At 59.8% G+C, this 18,628-nt stretch carries 18 protein-coding genes, 1 tRNA gene and 1 riboswitch; of the genes, 10 read left to right on the plus strand and 9 right to left on the minus strand.

Features of this window, described 5'->3' with window-relative positions; all coding sequences use genetic code 11:
• Positions 1 to 15 precede the first annotated feature (15 nt).
• Positions 16 to 222, minus strand: a complete 207-nt coding sequence (locus OVA24_RS13625) for a hypothetical protein (RefSeq protein WP_267675303.1) — start codon at positions 220 to 222, stop codon at positions 16 to 18.
• Between the two features lie 125 nt (positions 223 to 347).
• Between OVA24_RS13625 and OVA24_RS13630 the strand changes: the two genes are divergently transcribed.
• From OVA24_RS13630 to OVA24_RS13640, 3 genes are all read left to right on the plus strand, one after another.
• Entirely contained in the window at positions 348 to 3,011 is a 2,664-nt protein-coding gene (locus OVA24_RS13630) for an FAD-dependent oxidoreductase (protein ID WP_345783386.1), read from the plus strand.
• A 61-nt stretch (positions 3,012 to 3,072) separates the two neighbouring features.
• Positions 3,073 to 3,231, plus strand: coding sequence for a hypothetical protein (locus OVA24_RS13635; RefSeq protein ID WP_267670411.1), 159 nt, complete (start codon positions 3,073 to 3,075; stop codon positions 3,229 to 3,231).
• 122 nt (positions 3,232 to 3,353) lie between these two features.
• Complete coding sequence (locus tag OVA24_RS13640; RefSeq protein ID WP_267670412.1) at positions 3,354 to 4,199, plus strand: hypothetical protein; 846 nt, start codon at positions 3,354 to 3,356, stop codon at positions 4,197 to 4,199.
• Positions 4,200 to 4,230: 31 nt separating this feature from the next.
• On the opposite strand, the gene OVA24_RS13645 is transcribed toward OVA24_RS13640, so the two are convergent.
• Positions 4,231 to 4,575 (minus strand): hypothetical protein, encoded by a 345-nt coding sequence (locus tag OVA24_RS13645; RefSeq protein WP_267670413.1) that lies wholly within the window; start codon positions 4,573 to 4,575, stop codon positions 4,231 to 4,233.
• 278 nt (positions 4,576 to 4,853) lie between these two features.
• Positions 4,854 to 4,930: transfer RNA gene (locus OVA24_RS13650), tRNA-Pro, on the minus strand.
• A gap of 145 nt (positions 4,931 to 5,075) precedes the next feature.
• Here OVA24_RS13650 and OVA24_RS13655 point away from each other — a divergent pair.
• The 5 genes from OVA24_RS13655 to OVA24_RS13675 all read left to right on the plus strand — a co-directional run bounded on the left by OVA24_RS13655 (position 5,076) and on the right by OVA24_RS13675 (position 10,542).
• Entirely contained in the window at positions 5,076 to 5,276 is a 201-nt protein-coding gene (locus OVA24_RS13655) for a hypothetical protein (RefSeq protein ID WP_267670414.1), read from the plus strand.
• A gap of 72 nt (positions 5,277 to 5,348) precedes the next feature.
• Positions 5,349 to 5,462: riboswitch (TPP riboswitch) on the plus strand.
• A gap of 107 nt (positions 5,463 to 5,569) precedes the next feature.
• Positions 5,570 to 7,570 (plus strand): phosphomethylpyrimidine synthase ThiC, encoded by a 2,001-nt coding sequence (gene thiC / locus OVA24_RS13660; RefSeq protein WP_267670415.1) that lies wholly within the window; start codon positions 5,570 to 5,572, stop codon positions 7,568 to 7,570.
• Between the two features lie 194 nt (positions 7,571 to 7,764).
• Positions 7,765 to 9,039: an AAA family ATPase gene (locus OVA24_RS13665; RefSeq protein ID WP_267670416.1), complete on the plus strand. Its 1,275-nt coding sequence runs from the start codon at positions 7,765 to 7,767 to the stop codon at positions 9,037 to 9,039.
• A 10-nt stretch (positions 9,040 to 9,049) separates the two neighbouring features.
• Complete coding sequence (locus tag OVA24_RS13670) at positions 9,050 to 9,739, plus strand: hypothetical protein (protein ID WP_267670417.1); 690 nt, start codon at positions 9,050 to 9,052, stop codon at positions 9,737 to 9,739.
• 626 nt (positions 9,740 to 10,365) lie between these two features.
• The gene (locus OVA24_RS13675; protein ID WP_267670418.1) at positions 10,366 to 10,542 is read left to right on the plus strand and encodes a hypothetical protein; all 177 of its coding nucleotides are present in this window, start codon (positions 10,366 to 10,368) and stop codon (positions 10,540 to 10,542) included.
• A 152-nt stretch (positions 10,543 to 10,694) separates the two neighbouring features.
• On the opposite strand, the gene OVA24_RS13680 is transcribed toward OVA24_RS13675, so the two are convergent.
• From OVA24_RS13680 to OVA24_RS13700, 5 genes are all read right to left on the minus strand, one after another.
• Positions 10,695 to 11,528, minus strand: a complete 834-nt coding sequence (locus OVA24_RS13680) for a CPBP family glutamic-type intramembrane protease (RefSeq protein ID WP_267670419.1) — start codon at positions 11,526 to 11,528, stop codon at positions 10,695 to 10,697.
• A 594-nt stretch (positions 11,529 to 12,122) separates the two neighbouring features.
• Positions 12,123 to 12,956, minus strand: a complete 834-nt coding sequence (locus tag OVA24_RS13685) for a hypothetical protein (RefSeq protein ID WP_267670420.1) — start codon at positions 12,954 to 12,956, stop codon at positions 12,123 to 12,125.
• Between the two features lie 127 nt (positions 12,957 to 13,083).
• Positions 13,084 to 13,656 carry a PEP-CTERM sorting domain-containing protein gene (locus tag OVA24_RS13690; RefSeq protein ID WP_267670422.1) on the minus strand — a complete coding sequence of 191 codons (573 nt, stop codon included), beginning with the start codon at positions 13,654 to 13,656 and terminating at the stop codon, positions 13,084 to 13,086.
• A 328-nt stretch (positions 13,657 to 13,984) separates the two neighbouring features.
• Positions 13,985 to 14,761, minus strand: coding sequence for an ABC transporter permease (locus OVA24_RS13695; RefSeq protein WP_267670423.1), 777 nt, complete (start codon positions 14,759 to 14,761; stop codon positions 13,985 to 13,987).
• A 105-nt stretch (positions 14,762 to 14,866) separates the two neighbouring features.
• Positions 14,867 to 15,787 (minus strand): ABC transporter ATP-binding protein, encoded by a 921-nt coding sequence (locus OVA24_RS13700; protein WP_267670424.1) that lies wholly within the window; start codon positions 15,785 to 15,787, stop codon positions 14,867 to 14,869.
• 145 nt (positions 15,788 to 15,932) lie between these two features.
• On the opposite strand from OVA24_RS13700, the gene budA reads away from it, so the two are divergent.
• Together budA and OVA24_RS13710 are read left to right on the plus strand one after the other, a co-directional pair.
• Positions 15,933 to 16,721, plus strand: coding sequence for an acetolactate decarboxylase (budA, locus tag OVA24_RS13705; RefSeq protein WP_267670425.1), 789 nt, complete (start codon positions 15,933 to 15,935; stop codon positions 16,719 to 16,721).
• A gap of 148 nt (positions 16,722 to 16,869) precedes the next feature.
• On the plus strand, positions 16,870 to 17,247 hold the full coding sequence (locus OVA24_RS13710; RefSeq protein ID WP_267670426.1) for a YciI family protein: 378 nt from the start codon (positions 16,870 to 16,872) through the stop codon (positions 17,245 to 17,247).
• 89 nt (positions 17,248 to 17,336) lie between these two features.
• Here the strand turns inward: OVA24_RS13710 and OVA24_RS13715 are convergent, their stop codons facing one another.
• Positions 17,337 to 18,620 (minus strand): NAD(P)/FAD-dependent oxidoreductase, encoded by a 1,284-nt coding sequence (locus OVA24_RS13715; RefSeq protein WP_267670427.1) that lies wholly within the window; start codon positions 18,618 to 18,620, stop codon positions 17,337 to 17,339.
• Positions 18,621 to 18,628 lie beyond the last annotated feature (8 nt).

Here is an 18,628-nt window from a genome sequence, read left to right on the forward strand (position 1 = left end):
AAGTCCACGGAATCGTTACAGGGTTTCACGAAAAAAGCGCGGGGCGGTGAAAATTTCCGCCATCCAGCCATCGAATTCGTGGCTTGAAGGATGGAGCCGTTGGGATTGAATGGCAGCTTCAGAGAACCCACCGTGAAACTCCGCCACCCATCCACCGGTTCCGGGATGTGGCCGGCCGTGCAACGATGCATCGCCGTGCTTTCCGTCGCCGGCGTCAGTCATGGCGCCATCATCGATACGGATGTCTGCGTCTATGGAGGCGCGGCCGTGACACCACCGGCCGCGCCTCCATCATCGATACGGATGTCTGCGTCTATGGAGGCGCGGCCGGTGGTGTCACGGCCGCCGTGCAGGTGAAACGGATGGGGAAGTCCGTGGTGCTGCTGAACTTCAACAACCACCTGGGCGGCCTGAGCTCCTCCGGACTCGGACAGACTGACATCGGCAGTTTTGGAAATGACTACATCCAGGGACTGTCACGGGAGTTCTACACCCGTGTCGGCGCGAAATACGGAGCCTCCGGCGCCAGGTTCACCTTTGAGCCGAAGCGGGCTGAGCAGGTCTTCGATGAAATGGCGGCGGATGCCGGGGTGCCGGTCCACCATTTCTCCCGGATCGAAAGCGTGGTGATGAATGGCCAAAGGATCGTCTCCGTCACCATGGACAACGGGAATGTCTTCCGGGCGACGATGTTCATCGACGCGTCCTACGAGGGTGACCTGCTGAAGAAAGCCGGTGTGAGCTACACGGTGGGACGGGAAGCGAACGCCACCTATGGTGAAACGATCAATGGAATCCAGCGCAACACTTCCGGCCATCAGTTCGACCGCGCGGTGAGCGCCTACGTCGTCCCGAACGATCCCTCCAGCGGCCTGCTGCCAGGCGTGAACCCGAATCCCAGCGGGGCGAATGGCACCGCGGATGGCCTGATCCAGGCCTACTGCTTCCGCATGTGCCTGACGAACGTCCCGGCGAACCGGGTGATGATCACGAAACCGGAAGGCTACAATGAAGCGGAGTATGAGATCCTTTTCCGCTGGATCGAGTCGAACCCGGCCACGTTCACCCGCACGCGGTTCTTCAAGTGGGACGGCATGCCGAATGGAAAAACGGACTCGAACAATGACGGTGCCGTATCCTGCGACTACATCGGCGGGAACAACAACTACGTCGAGGCGGACTATGCCACCCGGGAGCAAGTGGTGAGGGAGCATGAACGATGGCAGCGGGGGCTGGTCTGGACGATCCAGAACCACCCGCGCGTGCCGGAGAACATCCGCACCGCCAACGCCGCCTGGGGCCTGCCGCTCGACGAGTTCCCCGACAACAACCATTGGCCCTATCAGCTCTACATCCGCGAGGCCCGGCGCATGATTTCCGACTATGTGATGACGGAGAAACACTGCACCGCGGTGGAGGTCGCGCCGGACTCCATCGGCCTGGCGGCCTACACGATGGACTCCCACAACACGCAGCGCTACGTGAATGCCAGCGGCCATGTCCGCAACGAAGGGGACGTCCAGATCAATGTCAAAGGTCCCTATCCCATCTCCTACCGGGCGATCGTGCCGAAGGTGGGCGAGTGCGAAAATCTGCTGGTCCCCTGGTGCCTGTCCGCCAGCCACGTTTCGTTCGGCTCCTTCCGGATGGAGCCGGTTTTCATGATGACCGGCCAGTCGGCCGCGACCGCCGCATGCTTCGCCATCGATGACGGCGTCTCCGTCCAGCAGGTATCCTACCCGAAGCTGCGGGCGCAATTGCTGGCGGACAAGATGAAGCTCACCGTGGCCAGCACGGAACCGGTGGGCGGCATCATCGTGGACAATGCGGATGCCACCGGGGTGACGACCACCGGCGAGTGGCTGGCCAGCAGTGCCAGCACCGGCGCGCACAACGGCAGCTACCTCCACGACAACAACACGGGCAAGGGCACGAAGTCCGTCCGCTACACACCCACCCTGCCGGAGCCAGGAAAGTATGAGATATTCCTCCGCTGGGCGGAAAATGGAAACCGGGCAACGAATGTGCCGGTGGACATCAATCTGCCCGCCGGCACCACCACCGTGTCCGTCAACCAGAAGACCAACGGCGGTGCCTGGAACTCCCTCGGCGAGCATACCTTCAACCAAGGATTCTCCGAAACGGCGGGCAGCGTGACCATCCGCACGAGCGGGACGTTGATCGATGTGAACAACGGCTATGTCATCGCGGATGCGGTGCGCTTCGTCCACCGGGACGGCACCGTCCCGGAGCCCGATGTCCGGGTGTCACTGTGGGGGGCGAACACCACTACGGCGGAGCCCTACGGCCCCGGCGCACCCGTCGGGCAGATCGTTCTCAGCCGGACGCAGTCAACCACCCAGCCGCTGACCGTCCAGCTCGCCGTCTCCGGAGATGCCACCCCTGGTTCCGACTATACGGCCCTACCAGCCACGGCGACTTTCCCCGCCGGAGCGGCGACGGTTTCGCTCCCCATCTCCCCGCTGGCCGACACCTTGGCGGAGGGCACGGAGTCCGTCGGCGTGGCGCTTGCTCCGGGTGCAGGCTACCTCGCGGATACCACCGTCCAATCCGCCAGTGTGGCCATTCATGACAGGCCGTTTGATGATTGGCGGCATTCGAAATTCAACGCCGCCCATCTCAATGATCCCTCCATTTCCGGAGATCTGGCCGACCCGGACGGCGATGGATTGAACAATCTGCTGGAGTTCGTTTCCGGGAGTGAGCCGCAGGCTGGAGACCCGACTCCACCGGGCACCCGCGGCAGCATCGTCATCGGAGCCGCGGGCTACCAGACACTCACCTTCCGCAGGCGGATATCTCCGGACATCTCCTGTGTCGCGGAGGTATCGCCGGATTTGGTGGACTGGCGATCCGACCCCGGTGCGGTGGAACTGACGACCATGGAGGACGATGGACGAATGAGGACGATCCAGGCAAGGGACCTGACTCCGGAGACGGCGGCAGGGAAACGCTTCATCCGGCTGCGCGTGGTGCGGGCGCAGAACTGAGGTGGAGCCGGATGGCACGAAGCATGCGGGTCGGGACGCGAACCCCAATCCAACTGAAACCATGAAACCAAAAAAAACCGAACACCAGGACAGCGCCCCTCCAGCCCCCACCTCTCCGGCGAATGTCGCCCCCAAGCAGCGCCGCACGGCACAGGATGTCCGCCGGGACAATGTGCGCAGCGACATCGGCAACGACGATCCGAAGATCCTCGGACGCTGAACGGGGTGCGCTTTGCCGTCCACCGACATGCGCTTTGCCATGGGGAAAACCCGAGAACCCCATGGCGGGTGCCCACAGCCTTCTTGACCCCGGTCGAGCGCCCCTCCATAAATCAGTAAGCCATGAAAAACCCATTTCCCCCCTGCCTTTGGCTGGCGCTCACCGCGGTATTCCTGCCATCCACCGCCCAAGCGGTGCTGGTATTCGCCTCGGACTTCAATACGACGCCGGATCCCACGCCCGGATTTGCGAACAATCCCGTGGGTGGGAATACCGCAGGCTACACCGACACGAGTCCCAACGGAACCCGCGCCATCATGATCTCCGATGTCTCCACCTCCAACGGTGGCTCGGCGGTGCTCGACATGGATGCGCTGCCCGCTTTCAGCACGGCGCTGCCGGGCCAGAATGAACTCCGCATCAGCGCGGACTTCGCCGTCACCTCCCTGGGCAGCGCCGCACAAAACACAAACTCCCTGCCCCGCATGCTGTTGCGCAGCACCGCCACGAACGGTGATACCGTCACCGCACAGACGCTGACGCTCGGTTTTGGAAGAAACGCCAGCGATACCCTGATCCTCTATGCCGCCCGCTCGGAGAATGCGGCACCCAACCATAGTTCCGCGGTCGTTCTCGCGGAGTTCGGCACCTACTCCGCGACGGCCGCGGACAATGACACGGACTACTCCTTCATTTCGTTCGTCATCAGCTACACACAGGGTTCCAGCCAGTTCAACATCAGCGCCTTCAATGGGCTGAACCTCATCGGCAGCGGCACCGTGACCGGTTTCAGTTCCAGCCTTACCTTCACCCAGACCACCACCGCTTTCCTAGCCGCTGTGGGCAACACCAGCACTTCCGTGCTCTACCTCGACAACGTCCGGGTCGAGACCGTGCCGGAGCCGACAGCGGCCGCGCTCGCATCGCTGGCATTGATCGGTCTCGTCCACCGGCGGAGACGCCGGTGAAGGAAGGAGCAGGGCTCCATCCGCACGCCCTCTAGCGATTAAAATCCAGTTCCGCTTCCTTTTGCCGGATCGTGCGGGACACTTCATCCCGCCTGCGCTCGGCGTCCCGCAGTTCATCCCGCGCATCCATCCACTTTGTCCGCGCCTCCGGGATCACCGCCGCATACTCCGGCTCCTCCGGGCGGCTTGCGTGCTTCTCATAGGTGGCGACATCGTCTTTCAGACTGGTGATTCTCAGTTCCAAAGAAGCCACTTCCGCCTTTGCGAAGGCGATCTCCCGCTCGGCGGCGGCCCGTTTTGCGGCAGCCTGCGGATCGCCACAGGAGGACAGGGCGAGCAGCAATAATCCGAGAGCGGTGGACCGGAGGAGGGTCATCCACTGATCCCAAAGGTCGGGCGTGGGAAAGTCCACAAGGATCAGACAAAAATACCCAGAAAGGAGGGTGGACATTGCGGCGAGCCGCTATGTCTGCTGCGCTCCCATTCCTGTCCACCGGCGGCATTGGCGAGTCAGGAAGGAGCACCGATTGGGTATCGACTTCGCCTTTGCAGTAAATCCCATGCTGCTTCCCAATTTGGTCCAGATAATTGGTCCTGCCCTTCTTTCATCTCCACGCAGGCACAAAAAAACCTCCTGAAAAGGAGGTTGTTAAGTGGTCGGGGCGGCCAGATTCGAACTGACGACATCCTGCTCCCAAAGCAGGCGCTCTACCAGGCTGAGCTACGCCCCGCGACCGGGCGCGCACCGTTGCTGATTCGGGCAACCAGATCAAGAAATACTTACACAGATTTGAAATTTCTCTCCATCCCGCTTCCCGCCGTCGTTCTTTCGGTTGGATATCCCCCCGGCATCCATGGCAGAACGTCCCGGTACCGATGAAGCCGACCGCCCTTTCGCTGATGATCATCCTGTCATGCGGCTGCCTCCAGCTACCGCCATCGACCGGTGAAGGCATCCGCAAGCCTTTCCTGGATGCCGTTGCCCGGCCCCACCGGATCGAGGCCTACCAGCGGCAGGGCAAATCCCGTGCGGAGGCCGAACGCCTGGCCGAACGGGATGAAACGAGGACCAAATGAGGCTGACTGCCGTCCCTTCCTCCCCCTCCAGCGCTTTCTTGACACAAAGAACGGCATCCTCCAGCGTTTCCCCACATACGACAGGGGTGCTCCTCGATCATGGAGCCGAGATTTTCCGATGCGCGGGATAGACCCTCCGAACCTGACGCGGGTCACGCCGCCGTAGGAAGTCGAGCCCATCCCTCTTCTCTCTTCCGGCCACGTTTTCCGCAAACGTGGCCATTTTCATTTCCTACCGCCTCACAAGTCTTCCTGAAAACTGAACACTGAAAACCAGCAAACTTTCTTCTCCCATGATCTCCACCGACGAATCCACCGGCACCCCGGCTCCTGACGCATCCACCGTGAAACACGACGCCTCCCGCGCCCCCCTGCCCCGCTCCACCCGGGTCTATGTCCAGGGCGAGCTGTTCCCGGAGGTGCAGGTCCCCATGCGCGAGATCTCCCTTTCCGACACGAAGTCCTTCAACGGCAAGATCGAGCCGAACGCGCCGGTCCGCGTCTATGATTGTTCCGGCCCGTGGGGCGATCCCGCCTTCACCGGCACCGTCGAGGAAGGCCTGCCCGCCCTCCGACGCGAGTGGATCCTGAAGCGCGGCGACGTCGAGGCCTACGAGGGCCGCCCGGTGAAGCCGCAGGACAACGGCTACCTGACGGAAAAGCACGTCGAGTTCGCCTCGAAATCGGAGCGCGCCAACAAGTTCGTCGAGTTCCCCGGCCTCACGGCCGACCGCCGCCAGCCGCTGCGCGCCACCGGCAAGGCCGTCACCCAGCTCGCCTACGCCCGCGCCGGCGTCATCACCCCGGAGATGGAATACGTCGCCATCCGGGAAAACATGCGCCGCGCCCAGATGGCGGACATGAAGGATGACATCCTCCGCAACCACTTGGACAAGCAGCACAACGGATCCCACCAGTCCCCGGACAGCCCCTACACCCCGGGCATCTTCGGCCGGTTCCCTCAGCGCATCCCGGCGGAGATCACCCCGGAGTTCGTCCGCAGCGAGGTTGCCGCTGGCCGCGCGATCATCCCGCTCAACATCAACCACCCGGAGTGCGAGCCGATGGCCATCGGCCGGAATTTTCTCGTCAAGATCAACGCCAACATCGGCAACAGCGCCGTCGCCTCCTCCATCGAGGAAGAGGTGGAGAAAATGCGCTGGGCCACGAAGTGGGGCGCGGACACCGTGATGGACCTCTCCACCGGCAAGAACATCCACGCCACCCGGGAGTGGATCCTGCGGAACTCCCCCGTCCCCATCGGCACCGTGCCCATCTATCAGGCGCTGGAAAAAGTGAACGGCAAGGCGGAGGATCTCACCTGGGAACTCTACCGCGACACGCTCATCGAGCAGGCGGAGCAGGGCGTGGACTACTTCACCATCCATGCCGGTGTGCTCCTGCGCTTCGTCCCGCTCACCGCCAGCCGCATGACGGGCATTGTCTCCCGCGGTGGCTCCATCATGGCGAAGTGGTGCCTGGCCCACCACAAGGAGAACTTCCTCTACACTCATTGGGACGAAATCTGCGACATTTGCGCCGCCTATGACGTCAGCTTCTCCATCGGCGATGGCCTGCGCCCCGGCTCCATCGCGGATGCGAATGACAAGGCCCAGTTCGGCGAACTCCAGGTCCAGGGCGAGCTCACCGAGCGCGCCTGGGCGAAGGGCTGCCAGGTCATGAATGAAGGCCCCGGCCACGTGCCCATGCACATGATCGAGGAAAACATGGCCAAGCAGCTCGAGTGGTGCCACGAGGCCCCTTTCTACACCCTCGGGCCGTTGACCACGGACATCGCCCCCGGCTACGACCACATCACCAGCGGCATCGGCGCCGCCATGATCGGCTGGTACGGCTGCGCCATGCTCTGCTACGTCACGCCGAAGGAACACCTCGGCCTGCCGAACAAGGACGACGTCAAGGTCGGCGTCATCACCTACAAGCTCGCCGCCCACGCCGCGGACCTGGCCAAAGGCCACCCCGGTGCCCAATACCGCGACAACGCCCTCAGCAAGGCCCGCTTCGAGTTCCGCTGGGAGGACCAGTTCAACCTCGGTCTCGACCCGGAAACCGCCCGCGAGTTCCACGACGAAACCCTCCCCCAGGACGGCGCGAAAACCGCCCACTTCTGCTCCATGTGCGGCCCGCACTTCTGCTCCATGAAGATCTCCGACGACGTCCGCAAATACGCCGCCGAACAGGGCCTCAGCGAGGAAGAGGCGCTGAAAGCCGGGATGGATGAGAAGAGCAAGGAATTCGCCGAGGCGGGCGCGGAGGTGTACGTGCCTGCCTGATTCCTAACGGAGCGCGCCAGCAACATACAACGACAAACGTTGACCCACAAAACGATGCCTGTAGTCTTCACACAAAAAGGCACTATCCTACACGATCCGCAAAGGAAAATGCAGTGCGCCGCCAAAGCCTATCTTAGAACACCAGAAGACACCTGCCATCTAGTGGCAACCCGCAATAGAAAACTTTATCAATTGTGATTAAAGAGATTAGAATTCAGAACTTCAAAAGCATTCGCGACCTAAAGCTAAAACTAGGCCGAATCACCGTTATCATTGGAGAGAACGGTTGCGGAAAGAGCAACTTACTGGAGGGAATAGGATTCGCAAGCGCTTCAGTTGCAAAAAAATTAGACAATAGTTACCTCACTTCGCGCGGGATTAGGGACACCTCTTTTGAATGGGTATTGCCCGCATTTCCACAGGACGACTCTTCTGATCCGCCAAAACCAAATGGTTCGATGCAATTTACAATTGCATATGGGGAAGGGAAAAAATGCGAACCTTTTTCTTTATCACCAAAGATAAACAAGGAGGATGGATCTTTTGAAGGTTGGATAACTAATTATTTTTCGAATGATTCAAATGCCGATAAATACAAAAAACGCTTCTTGGATCTAGGTGAGAAGGGGCAAATAAAGGCCAGAGAAGCCATTGACTCTCTGTTCGAGCTTCCAAGCTTTAAAACAGATTCCGATTTGATTGAGTTAAAGGATTCACTAAAGTCAGATCCGATCCATTTTATCGCAATACTGATGGGTGCGGTGGATGAAGTCGAGAAGCAAGAAGATCTACTGAAAGCCGAGTCACTTTCAGATTTCATCATATTTGCGCCTGAAAACACGACATTAAGAACTCCGCCACCAGAAGGCGCCGCCCTACCATTAGGCCCTAAAGGCGAAGGACTATTTCGATTACTCCAAACATTCTCTGATCCAAAGTTCGAAAATAGACTACAAGATTTGAAAGCCCGGCTACATTTATTTGGCTGGTTTGACGATTTTATTACTCCTGACGATTCATCTGTAAATCAGGCCAAACTTAAAATCCGAGATCGATGGATCGATCCCGAGCGGAAAACTTTCGACCAAAGGAGTGCAAACGAGGGTTTCTTGTATCTTCTTTTCTATTTTTCTGCAGTCATCAGCTGGAGAACACCAAAGTTTTTCGCATTCGACAATATCGACAACGCTCTCAACCCGCGCTTATGCACCGAGGCAATGAGACAAATAATTCAACTTGCAGAAAAATATGATAAGCAGATAATCTGTACTACGCACAATCCCGCCATTCTAGACGGCTTGGACTTAACTGACTCAAATCAGCGCCTCTACACTATCAGACGGGACAGCGAAGGAAGAACAATAGCCCGAAGGGTTCAAGCACCCAAGAGAATAAACAATGTAAATCCAGTTAGACTATCCGAAGCCTTTGTTAGGGGCCTGATAGGCGGCCTTCCTGAACATTTTTAAAAAATTTACCATGCCCGATTTTGGCTTGATCTGCGAAGGCGTAACCGATCACGCAATACTAACAAATGTTTTGGTCGGTTATTTCAAAAACCAAAGAGAACCCGACATCCATCAAGAAAGGCCCAATTTAGAATCAGACCCCCACGGAGGCTGGACACTCGTAATCCAATACCTGAGACAAAAAGAATACCGGGAAGCATTTTCATACCACGACTATTTAATAATCCAGATAGATACAGATGTTTCCGAAGATCCAGGATTTGATGTGCCGAAACGCGATAAGAATGGAACATTGTCACCCGATCAGCTTATTCTCAAAGTCACTGAGAGACTGAAAAAGGAAATCGGCGCTGAGGATTGGGAAGCATACGGGGACAAGTTTATTTTCGCCATAGCTGTCGAGCAACTGGAATGCTGGCTGCTGCCACTTTGGTTTAACAATGCAAAAAGAAAGCAGATAGCCAACTGCACCGATCGAATTGGCGCTTGTCCAAATTTAAGAGATAGACTGGATGCTCGATCGCTTCGATGGATTAGCAAAAATGAAAAAGTCTATTCGAGCTATGATTTCGCCTCAAAAGAATACACAAAATCCAAAGTATTACTTAAAACCGGAATTAACAGTCCAAGTCTTTCCTTTTTTATCAACGAGCTCAACAAAAGAAACATTACATTAAGAAATCTTGAGGACGATGATTAATCCACGAGCGATTCTTGAACTTTAGTTCCGAGAATAACGGCGGGGTGGTGGGCGAGAGGCACGCCGACCGCCCTGGGAGATATTGGCAAATGTATTTGGCATTCGCAGCATTAAAGAGTGGCTCGGCATCCACCCTTGCTTGCTTCTAAATCGCCAATTCATAGTTCCTTTAGTAATAGATCTACGGAGGCGATCCAAGCAGCCGCCATCAATTAAAGGGGTCAGTCCCTGCATTGTAATACCTTGGCCGATATGTTGCCTATAGGCATTCAAGGCGGAGCCATTCTCTGAATCAATCAACGGCAAGAGATCTAAATCTTGTCCATTTCCTGATCCGCTGTTCGTTATCGTCTCTCCGCCATGAGACTGAGAGCATCGTTCCAACCGAATCACCATCAACCCACCAAATGTTTATGATTCTCCATGTATACCAGCGCGGAACCCCGCTGTGGAGCGTGCCGGGGACGACTTTGTTTAGGAGGAGGGAGAGCGATGGAGAATATGTGCAAATTCAACGAGGAGCTGCCGGAGCCGGTGACGATTTAGAACAATACTCAGCGGTCTTCGACTTTGACCCTTTGCTCGAAAGGTGCGAGTCTGAGGCAGTTAAAAGCATTTCTCTTGCCATGAAAGCCAAGGCAAACGCGACCGCAGACACCGGGGCACGGTTTCCGACGACTCCGGAAGAACGCGGAATCGCCGCAGCCAAGCCCATGAGTAAAGCCCTGCTCGAGGAGCACAGGCGCTGGAACATGCCCTTCATCACCTGGAAGAACGGCAAGGTGGTGAGCGTGAAGGTCTGAAAGCATTAAGAATGCCGCGCTGCTAAGCTCCTTTCAGAGCAAACGCTCGGCTGCCGGGTGCCTACCAGTAGCAAAGGATGTGATCGAACTGCGAACGATTTGGGGGTACGGGAAACGAAATGGAGTGGCGCACTCCGGTCTGCTTCATTAACTCACTGCGCCTGCCCTGCCGCCATGATCTCCGGCTCGCTTGCCTTGCTCGGCAGGATCGGCTTCGGGCCGAAGCGGAGGTAGAGCAGGACGACGGCGGTGTAATAGACGATGCCGTAGGCGACGAAGGTGCCGATGCCGCCGGTGTGCGGGATGACGGGGAAGATGACGGAGGAGGAGTTGACCATCATCTGCAGGATCAGGACCGCGATGCCGCTCCTGGTGTGGTGGTAGACGAAGGAACACATGGCGGCGATGCCGAGCATGCTGACCAGCAGCGCCAAGGGCGGTAGGTCCGGGAACACTCCGACATTGAGCAACACCATTGGCATCCACCAGAGGGTCCAGACGACGCCGACGATCTGGCTGCCGATGAACGGGGTGAAGCGGGCGGAGAGCTTGCGGATGGCGTAGCTGACCCAGACGATCTCACCGACGAAGGAGCCGACGAAGATCGTGACCGCCACGGCGGGCATGAGAATGACCGAGAGGTCCGGCCTGAGGATCGACAGCGAAGCCTGGGTGAAGGCTACCTTCCCCATCAGGGTGAGGGTGCACATGGAGGCGGCCCAGGTGAAGGCGAGCAGATACCACCAGGGGGAGATGCGCCACTTGAGCATGGGCCGCAGGAGGGCGAACACGCCGGAGAATCCACTGCCAATGAGCACGACCGTGCCCAACGTGGACCCGAGCAGGAGAAATCTGCCATAGTAGTAGAGTTTGTGCGGGAGGATGCCCGAGTGGATGCAGCCGACAAACACGGCATTGACGACCAGCACGAGGCTGAGCGCGATCAACAGTTCATGGCTGCGCACGAAGCGGCGGAACAGATTCATACAAACTTCCGGGGGTGAAGTGCTGTGGGGGCGGTCCTGGATGGCGTCCAGGAAAGCGGCATCATTCTGGAGCGGAAATGACGCACGGTCGATTCATCCGTAGTACATGATCGCGTAGGTCCGGAGAGGCGCACGCCGATGCGCACGAGATCCGCCTGTTGAAAGGACACGTGGCTGCGGCGTCCCGCCGCAGGCTGTGGCGATGGCGTCCCGCCGTCGCTCTGGAAGCCCTGGGATGGTACAATCGAGCTATGGCGACAATGCCTTGCTAGTCAATGTGATGGAAAAACGTAATATTATCCAGGGTCACCTCATTTTGGAAAGCTGCACCCGGAATTTGGTCAAGATTACAACTGATTGCGCTGATTTACTGATTCAGAATTGGATAATAGGGCTGCAATGTGAATGAGCGGCAATCGATTCTCTCTCTCTTCAAATCAGTAAATCAGTAAATCAGTGCAATCAGTGGCAATCCAACGGCTTTCCTCCAAGCAGCGCTCGAAATGAGAATACATCCTCCTTTCCTTGAGGAATTGCGGTGGTACGCCACAATCACTGCCTGCGGCGAGACGCCGCAGCCACTATGCCCCTCCTCTATTCATAGCGGACGGAAAGGCGCTCCACATGGAGTGAGCCGGAGCCGGTGATGGGCTCGATGCCGAAGGCCAGTCCGTTGAACCATTCCCCGCCGGTGATCTGCTTTTTCGCGCGGAGGAAATCGAGGGCGGCCTTGAAGTCGATGGTGCCTTCCGGGACTTCGGCGGCGTCTTCCGGGATGAACATGTGGTAGGGACCGTGCGGGGCGGACTGGGTGGCGACTTTCCATTTCCGCCCGGCGGGATCGGTGAAGATGCCGTGCTGCTCGCCGGCGTCGGCGAATTCGACGGCGGACTTCGCGGTGCGGAGGAAGAAGCCGACCTCGGCGACCTTTTCTTCCGTTCCGGGGGATTTGGTGAGGAAGAACTCGGTGAGGAGATTGAAGTCACCGATGGGCCGTGCGGTGGAGAAACGGAAGGTCTCCGTGAGGGTGGCGATGGCTTTCACCTGTCGGGAGGGGATGGCTTTTTCCGGGATGCCGCCATCGTAGCTGCCATAGGAGATGGCGTGGTAGCCATAGACGCCGGTCTCCTTTGGCGGGGTGAGCGGCCAGTGCCAGGAGATCCCCACGTCCGCGGGAAAGGTCTCCGGGCGGACGGTGATCTCATCCTGGTAGTCGATGCCGTGCCGCAGCGCCTTCCCCGCTCCGAAGTCCGTGGACCACGGGGCGGCGTAGGCGATGAAGCTGCCTTGGGTGAAAAACTCCCGGTCCCCGAGGACACGCGTCCCCTGCTCCGCTGCAAAGGCGGCCTGGATCACGGTGAGCGACGCGAAGGGGATGAAGATGAGGCGGCGGAGAAGGAAATTGGAACGGGAAGAGGGCGGCATCATAGGGAGGGCGTTATCTTTCCGATATGGTCACCAGAACCGAGGAGATTCCAACCACAATGGGTGCGATGACCGGACAGGATACAACCTATGGAGAGGCGCACGCCGATGCGCCCCTTCCCCTGCCCCATCATGCCCGCCTGCGGCGGCGGAGCGCGAAAACGGCGAGTCCCGCGGCGAGGGATGCGGCGGTCGCCGGTTCCGGGACAGCGGTGGCATTCAGGGCCACATCCTTGATGCGGGCACTGGCGCCGTTGTCGTTGGAATTGTCTCCGGCAAAGATGCGGACAGTGACCGTGCCGGTTACATTCTGATAGGCGGAGAGATCGGCGTTGTAGGTGCCGGTAGGGGTGTAGCTGGAGGTGTTGCCCGGGATGGTCGCTCCACTGGTAACCGGCAGATCCGCGAACGCTGCGGTGCCTATCTGGATCTGGGCAGCGAAGGCCGTGGTGGAGGCCGAGGAGGTCAGGTTGGTGCCGCCGTACTGGAAAGTCAGCGATCCGAGGTTGTAGCCGCTGGTGAGCGTGACACTGAAGGTGTGGTAGCGCTCCCCCGTGAAGATGTCAGCGATGCCCGGGGTATAGCTGCCCTGGATGTAGGCGGTGTTCGTCGCATCCGAAATGGAGATCGAGGTGGGGGGTCTTTGAACTTGTGCCTGCAGGCGTGAAAAGCGACGCCTCGACACCCGGCTGGGCAGCGGCAATGTTGGCCGCGGTGGCGTTATGCTTGTTCGGGTTCGTGACGGAGGCGGAACTGAAATCGTAGCCTGCGATCACGACTGCGGCAGCGTGGTCCGTGACGGCGAAAAATGCCACGGATGCGAGTCCTGCCATCAGCGGCATGGGGGAATGAAATTTCATCGCCGCGAAGGTAGGATTGAAGGCCTGCCTGTCAAGGGTCGGGGGCCAACGCGCTCTGCGGTGCGATGGTTGATTACCGGCGATGTCGCTTCAGACATCGGCGGGACGCCGATGCCACGGCCTGCTGCGGGACGCAGCAGCCACCGTGAAGATGGCCGCTCCCTTTTCCCCCTACGTCGTCAACCGCCGCCCGATTAGCGGGAAGGACAAGCCGCAGAGGATTGCGGTGAACGCGGCCAGCAGCCCGGAGTGCCAGAGGATGGCATCCCATGGAGCATGCCCCCAGACGGAGAACTGGATGAGTTTCACCCCGTGGTAGAAGGGCGAGAACTGGACGACGGTGCCCAGGATGGAACCGGAGGCCATGGGGAAGAAGACGCCGGAGAGGTAGAAGATGGGCGCGATGAGGAAGGAATAGACGGTCTGGAACTGGTTGATGTTCCGCACCCACGCGGAGGCGAGCAGACCGATGGCGGCGCAGGGAAGCGAGAGGAAGCCCGCGATGAACGGACAGACGAGGATGGCCAGCGGGTTCGGCAGCAGGCCGAGCACCAGCAGCACCAGGGAAACGCCAAGGCCCATGAGCGCGGCACGGACGAAAACCCACATGAACTCCCCCATCACCACCTCCCGCACGCCGATGGGCGTGGTGAGCATGGCCTTGAACACGGACTCGAAGGTCATGCGGACGTAGAAGCCGTAGCTGCTCTCGAAGAACGCGGTGAACAGCGCGGTGGTTGCGATCATGCCCGGCGCGAGGAACTGCGCGTAGCTCATGCCGTCGATCTGCCCGACGAACCCGGACAGGCCCATGCCGAGCGAACCGAGGATGAGCGCGGGATCCGCCAATGTGGGTGAGATGTTCGCGAGGAAGTCCTTCCGGTAGACCATCCAGTTCCGGATGACCACCTGCCAGCCGAGGCGGAGGGTTAGGAAGAATTCACTCATGGGAAGTTGTCAGGCTGTGGACGAAGAAGAGTTGAACCGCAGATGAACGCGGATGGACGCAGATTGAAGAGATGGAAATGATGGTTCATTTTCTCTTATCCGTGTTCATTCATCATCACTCAGTTCACTCCCGGTGAGCTTGAGATAGACGTCCTCCAGATTGGCGGGGCGGAGCTGGAGTGCGGTCTGGCCGGAAAGGCGCTGGAGGTCCAGCAGGTCATCGAAACGCGGTGCGCGGATGCAGGACTGGCGGCCCTGATGGAACAGCTCCCATGAGGGCTGCAGGTGGAGTTTCAGCAGCTCCTCCGTGCCGGCGGGGAAGATGCCGACGAAGCCGGGTGTCTCCCGCTCGATCAGTTCGCGCGGTGCGCCGGTGCCGACGACGCGGCCCTTGTCGAGGATGATGATGTGGTCGCACAGCACCTCCGCTTCGTGCATGTAGTGGGTGGTGACGAGGATGGTTTTCCCCTGCTCCCGCAGCTCGATGACCTTTTCCCACAGCAGGTGGCGGACGGATGGGTCCAGTCCCGTGGTCGGCTCGTCGAGGATGAGGAGTTCCGGATCGGCGAGCAGGGCACGGACAAAGGTGAGGCGGCGCTTCATGCCGCCGGAGAGGGTCTTGATGGTGGCGTCCCGTTTTGACTCCAGGGCCATGTAGGAAAGCAGTTCATGGATACGCGGGTCCGCCTGTTTTCGTGACAGCCCGCCGAAGCTGGCGTAGATGCGCATGTTCTCCAGCACGGTGAGGCCGTCATCCAGCGCGTTCTCCTGCGGCACCACGCCGATCCGGCGCTTGATGTCGCGCGCCTGCGTGGCCGGGTCCATGCCGAATACGGAAAGCTCCCCGCCGCTGCGCGCCACGACGCCATACAGGCAGCCGATGAAAGTGGATTTCCCCGCGCCGTTCGGCCCCAGCAGGCCGACGCACTGCCCCTTCCCCACCTCCAGATCCATGGTGGCGATGGCCTCGAAATTACCGAAGCGTTTGGCCACCCCGCGGGCCTGGATGATGGTGCTGTCTGGCATGGTGGAGGACGAGGTGCCCCCAACATCGGCGGACCGCCGGAGTTGGCAAAGGAAAAGATATCAGATCCGGGAGAAGATCATCCAAGCGGAACCGGCGATCAATCTCCGCTTCACAAAGGGAATGCACGGAGTCTATCTATCAGAAATGAAACTGCCACTTTGCACCACGCTCGCCGCATTCTCCATCATCGCGGCGGTCCATTTCACCGGCTCACTGAAAGCCGGGGACACGCTGGTGCAGGTATCCACCATCGACGCGCTGGTGCAGGGCATCTTCGACGGCGGGGTGAGCTTCGGCGAACTGGGCAAGGCCGGTGACTTCGGGATAGGGACGCTGGATGATCTGGACGGGGAGATGCTGGCGTTGGATGGGAAGTTCTACCAGATCGCCTCGGACGGAAAGGTGCGGGAGATACCGGCCACGGTGGAGACCCCGTTTGCCGCGATGACCTTCTTCAAAAGCGACAAGACGCTGGCGCTGGGAGCCACGGAATCCCTGGAGGCGCTGCAGAAGCGGCTGGACGCAGAGATCCCCTCAGAGAACCTGTTCTACGCGGTAAAGGTGACGGGCAGCTTTCCGATGATAAAGGTGCGCAGCGTGCCGAAGCAAAGCCCTCCCTATCCCACCCTGACGGAGGCTGCGAAAAAACAATCGCTCTTCACCCTGGAGAACGTGCGTGGGACGCTGGTGGGCTTCCGTTGTCCGTCGTGGGTGAAGGGCATCAACGTGCCGGGCTACCATTTCCATTTCCTCAGCGATGACCGTCAGCACGGCGGCCATGTGCTCGACTGCACGTTCACGGAGGGAGAGGCCGGGATCGATACTCTGGAGAACTTCCGGATGCTGCTGCCGCAGGACGCAGCGTTCCTGAAGGCGGATCTCACCAAGCATGACGAGAAGGCGCTGGAGGCGGTCGAAAAGCTGAGGAAGTAGCTGGGTGGGCGGATCACTGTGGATGATGTGGAACCGTCGCACGGAGAATCTTCCGGCAGATGTCCATTTCCGGATGCGCCGTCCGTCATGTTATCGGATGGTGCCTGATACGGGCGCTGATCCCGACCACCACCAAACCACCACCGCCATGAAATTCCTGATGTTGATGATCCCACGTGTCTACCAACCCGGAACTCCCGCGGAGGAGCGGGCCGGAGAGGATTTCGAGCCACCGGCCTATGCCATCGAAAAGATGGGCCGGTTCAACGAGGAGCTGGCACAGGCGGCGAAGATGATCGAGATCGACGGACTCCAGCCGATCGAAAAGGGCGCGCGGGTGACCTTTGACGGAGGAACGCCCAAGGTCACGGAAGGCTCGGCCATCGAAACCAAGGAAGTCATCGGCGGCTACTGGATCTTTGAGATGGATTCCTATGAGGAAGCGCTGGGCTGGGCGCGGCGGGTGCCTGCCGAGCCGGGCGATGTGATCGAGCTGCGGCCGGTCTTCGAGTTTCCCGCGGAGTGACCGGATACCGGAACCCAGAGTCTCCGGAAAAACATCGGCGGGACGCCGATGCCACGGTCTGCTGCGGGACGCAGCAGCCACAGGCGACCCTAGGCGCCGATCCGGTAGTTCGCCGGATCGAATCCCCGCGGGTTCTTGCAGAGGAAGCCCAGCAGCTTCCGGCTGTAGGGTTTTTCCGTGTAGGCCCCGCAGCACATGGAGGCGAAGTGGCGGTCGATGTGACGGTTGACCACCTTGAACAGCGGGCCGAACACACTGTTGGCAAAGCGCTCGCCGGTGGCGTAGGCGGCCATCATTTCCCCGTTGTAGAACTTCTCGATGAGTTCCTGCCAGGAAACCAGCCGGTGCCTCATTTCGTCCTCATAGGTCCGGAGCATCGCATCCCAGTCGTTCGGGCCGTCCGGGTTAATCAAATCAGCCAGGCACTCGCCGCTCCGCAGGGCGATCCACATCCCGGGGGACAGCATGGGATCAACGAAGCCGAAGGCATCCCCCACCGCCGCCCAGCCGGGGCCGAAGGACCGGTCGCTGATGAGTTGGTAGTTCGAGTAGATGGGCACGCCGGAGATACGCTGGCGATCCGCTCCTGCGGCGGAGAGGATGGGATCCTTCTCAATGGCCGCCTCCAGGCGTTCCTCCGGTGTGGAGCCGAAAGCCCGGAGCGTTTCTCCGGGGACGACCACACCCACCGACATGCAGTCGCGCAGGGGGATCTGCCAGCTCCAACCGCCATAGACTGTGCGGGAAATGACGATCTGCCCGGGAGGCCCGGGGTGCTTCCAGTTGGTGAAATGGGCGAAATGGGCGGCATCCTTCCGCGGGCCGGTTTTCACGGGGATCTTGAGCAACCTGGCGACGGTGCGGCGGCGGCCCGTCGCGTCCACGATCAAGTCCGGCTGCCTGCCTTCCCATTCGGGGACCAGTGCCAGCGTTTCGTCATCGAACATGACCTCGCGGCCGGAGCCTTCCTGAGCGAGGATGATACCCGCTTCCTTCTCGATCCAACGGGCCTTGCTGCGGCGCGCGCGGTTTTCGATGATCTGGTCGAACTGCGGGCGCGGCAGGTTATAGGAGTATGCGGGCAGGATGCCCTCGATGGAGCGGAAACTGAGCTGGATGGGGCTCTCGCTGCCGAAGGCGAAAGTGGCGCCCGGCTTGTGCTGGGCGATGGCCGCAACCTCTTCCTCGATGCCGAGCCGCCGCATGACGGGAACCAGCGCGGGGATGCCGGATTCCCCGACGATCATCTCCGGACGCTTTCCGCCGTTGAAAAGGGTGACGTCCGCTCCCTTGTCGGCGAGCAGCGCGGTGAGGATGGAACCGGAGGGACCGCTGCCGACGACAGCGATGCGGGGACGGAGGAAGTTGCTCATGTGGATGA

It is taken from the genome of Luteolibacter sp. SL250 (genome assembly GCF_026625605.1).
GTDB lineage: Bacteria > Verrucomicrobiota > Verrucomicrobiia > Verrucomicrobiales > Akkermansiaceae > Luteolibacter.

Excerpts from the sequence above, each read along its gene's own strand:
- OVA24_RS13715 (WP_267670427.1), bottom strand. The coding sequence starts at position 18,620 with ATGAGCAACTTCCTCCGTCCCCGCATCGCTGTCGTCGGCAGCGGTCCC.
- OVA24_RS13640 (WP_267670412.1), top strand. The coding sequence starts at position 3,354 with ATGAAAAACCCATTTCCCCCCTGCCTTTGGCTGGCGCTCACCGCGGTA.
- thiC (WP_267670415.1), top strand. The coding sequence starts at position 5,570 with ATGATCTCCACCGACGAATCCACCGGCACCCCGGCTCCTGACGCATCC.
- OVA24_RS13625 (WP_267675303.1), bottom strand. The coding sequence starts at position 222 with ATGACTGACGCCGGCGACGGAAAGCACGGCGATGCATCGTTGCACGGC.
- OVA24_RS13645 (WP_267670413.1), bottom strand. The coding sequence starts at position 4,575 with ATGACCCTCCTCCGGTCCACCGCTCTCGGATTATTGCTGCTCGCCCTG.
- OVA24_RS13670 (WP_267670417.1), top strand. The coding sequence starts at position 9,050 with ATGCCCGATTTTGGCTTGATCTGCGAAGGCGTAACCGATCACGCAATA.
- OVA24_RS13710 (WP_267670426.1), top strand. The coding sequence starts at position 16,870 with ATGAAATTCCTGATGTTGATGATCCCACGTGTCTACCAACCCGGAACT.
- OVA24_RS13700 (WP_267670424.1), bottom strand. The coding sequence starts at position 15,787 with ATGCCAGACAGCACCATCATCCAGGCCCGCGGGGTGGCCAAACGCTTC.
- OVA24_RS13695 (WP_267670423.1), bottom strand. The coding sequence starts at position 14,761 with ATGAGTGAATTCTTCCTAACCCTCCGCCTCGGCTGGCAGGTGGTCATC.
- OVA24_RS13635 (WP_267670411.1), top strand. The coding sequence starts at position 3,073 with ATGAAACCAAAAAAAACCGAACACCAGGACAGCGCCCCTCCAGCCCCC.
- OVA24_RS13655 (WP_267670414.1), top strand. The coding sequence starts at position 5,076 with ATGAAGCCGACCGCCCTTTCGCTGATGATCATCCTGTCATGCGGCTGC.
- OVA24_RS13675 (WP_267670418.1), top strand. The coding sequence starts at position 10,366 with ATGAAAGCCAAGGCAAACGCGACCGCAGACACCGGGGCACGGTTTCCG.
- OVA24_RS13680 (WP_267670419.1), bottom strand. The coding sequence starts at position 11,528 with ATGAATCTGTTCCGCCGCTTCGTGCGCAGCCATGAACTGTTGATCGCG.
- OVA24_RS13685 (WP_267670420.1), bottom strand. The coding sequence starts at position 12,956 with ATGATGCCGCCCTCTTCCCGTTCCAATTTCCTTCTCCGCCGCCTCATC.
- budA (WP_267670425.1), top strand. The coding sequence starts at position 15,933 with ATGAAACTGCCACTTTGCACCACGCTCGCCGCATTCTCCATCATCGCG.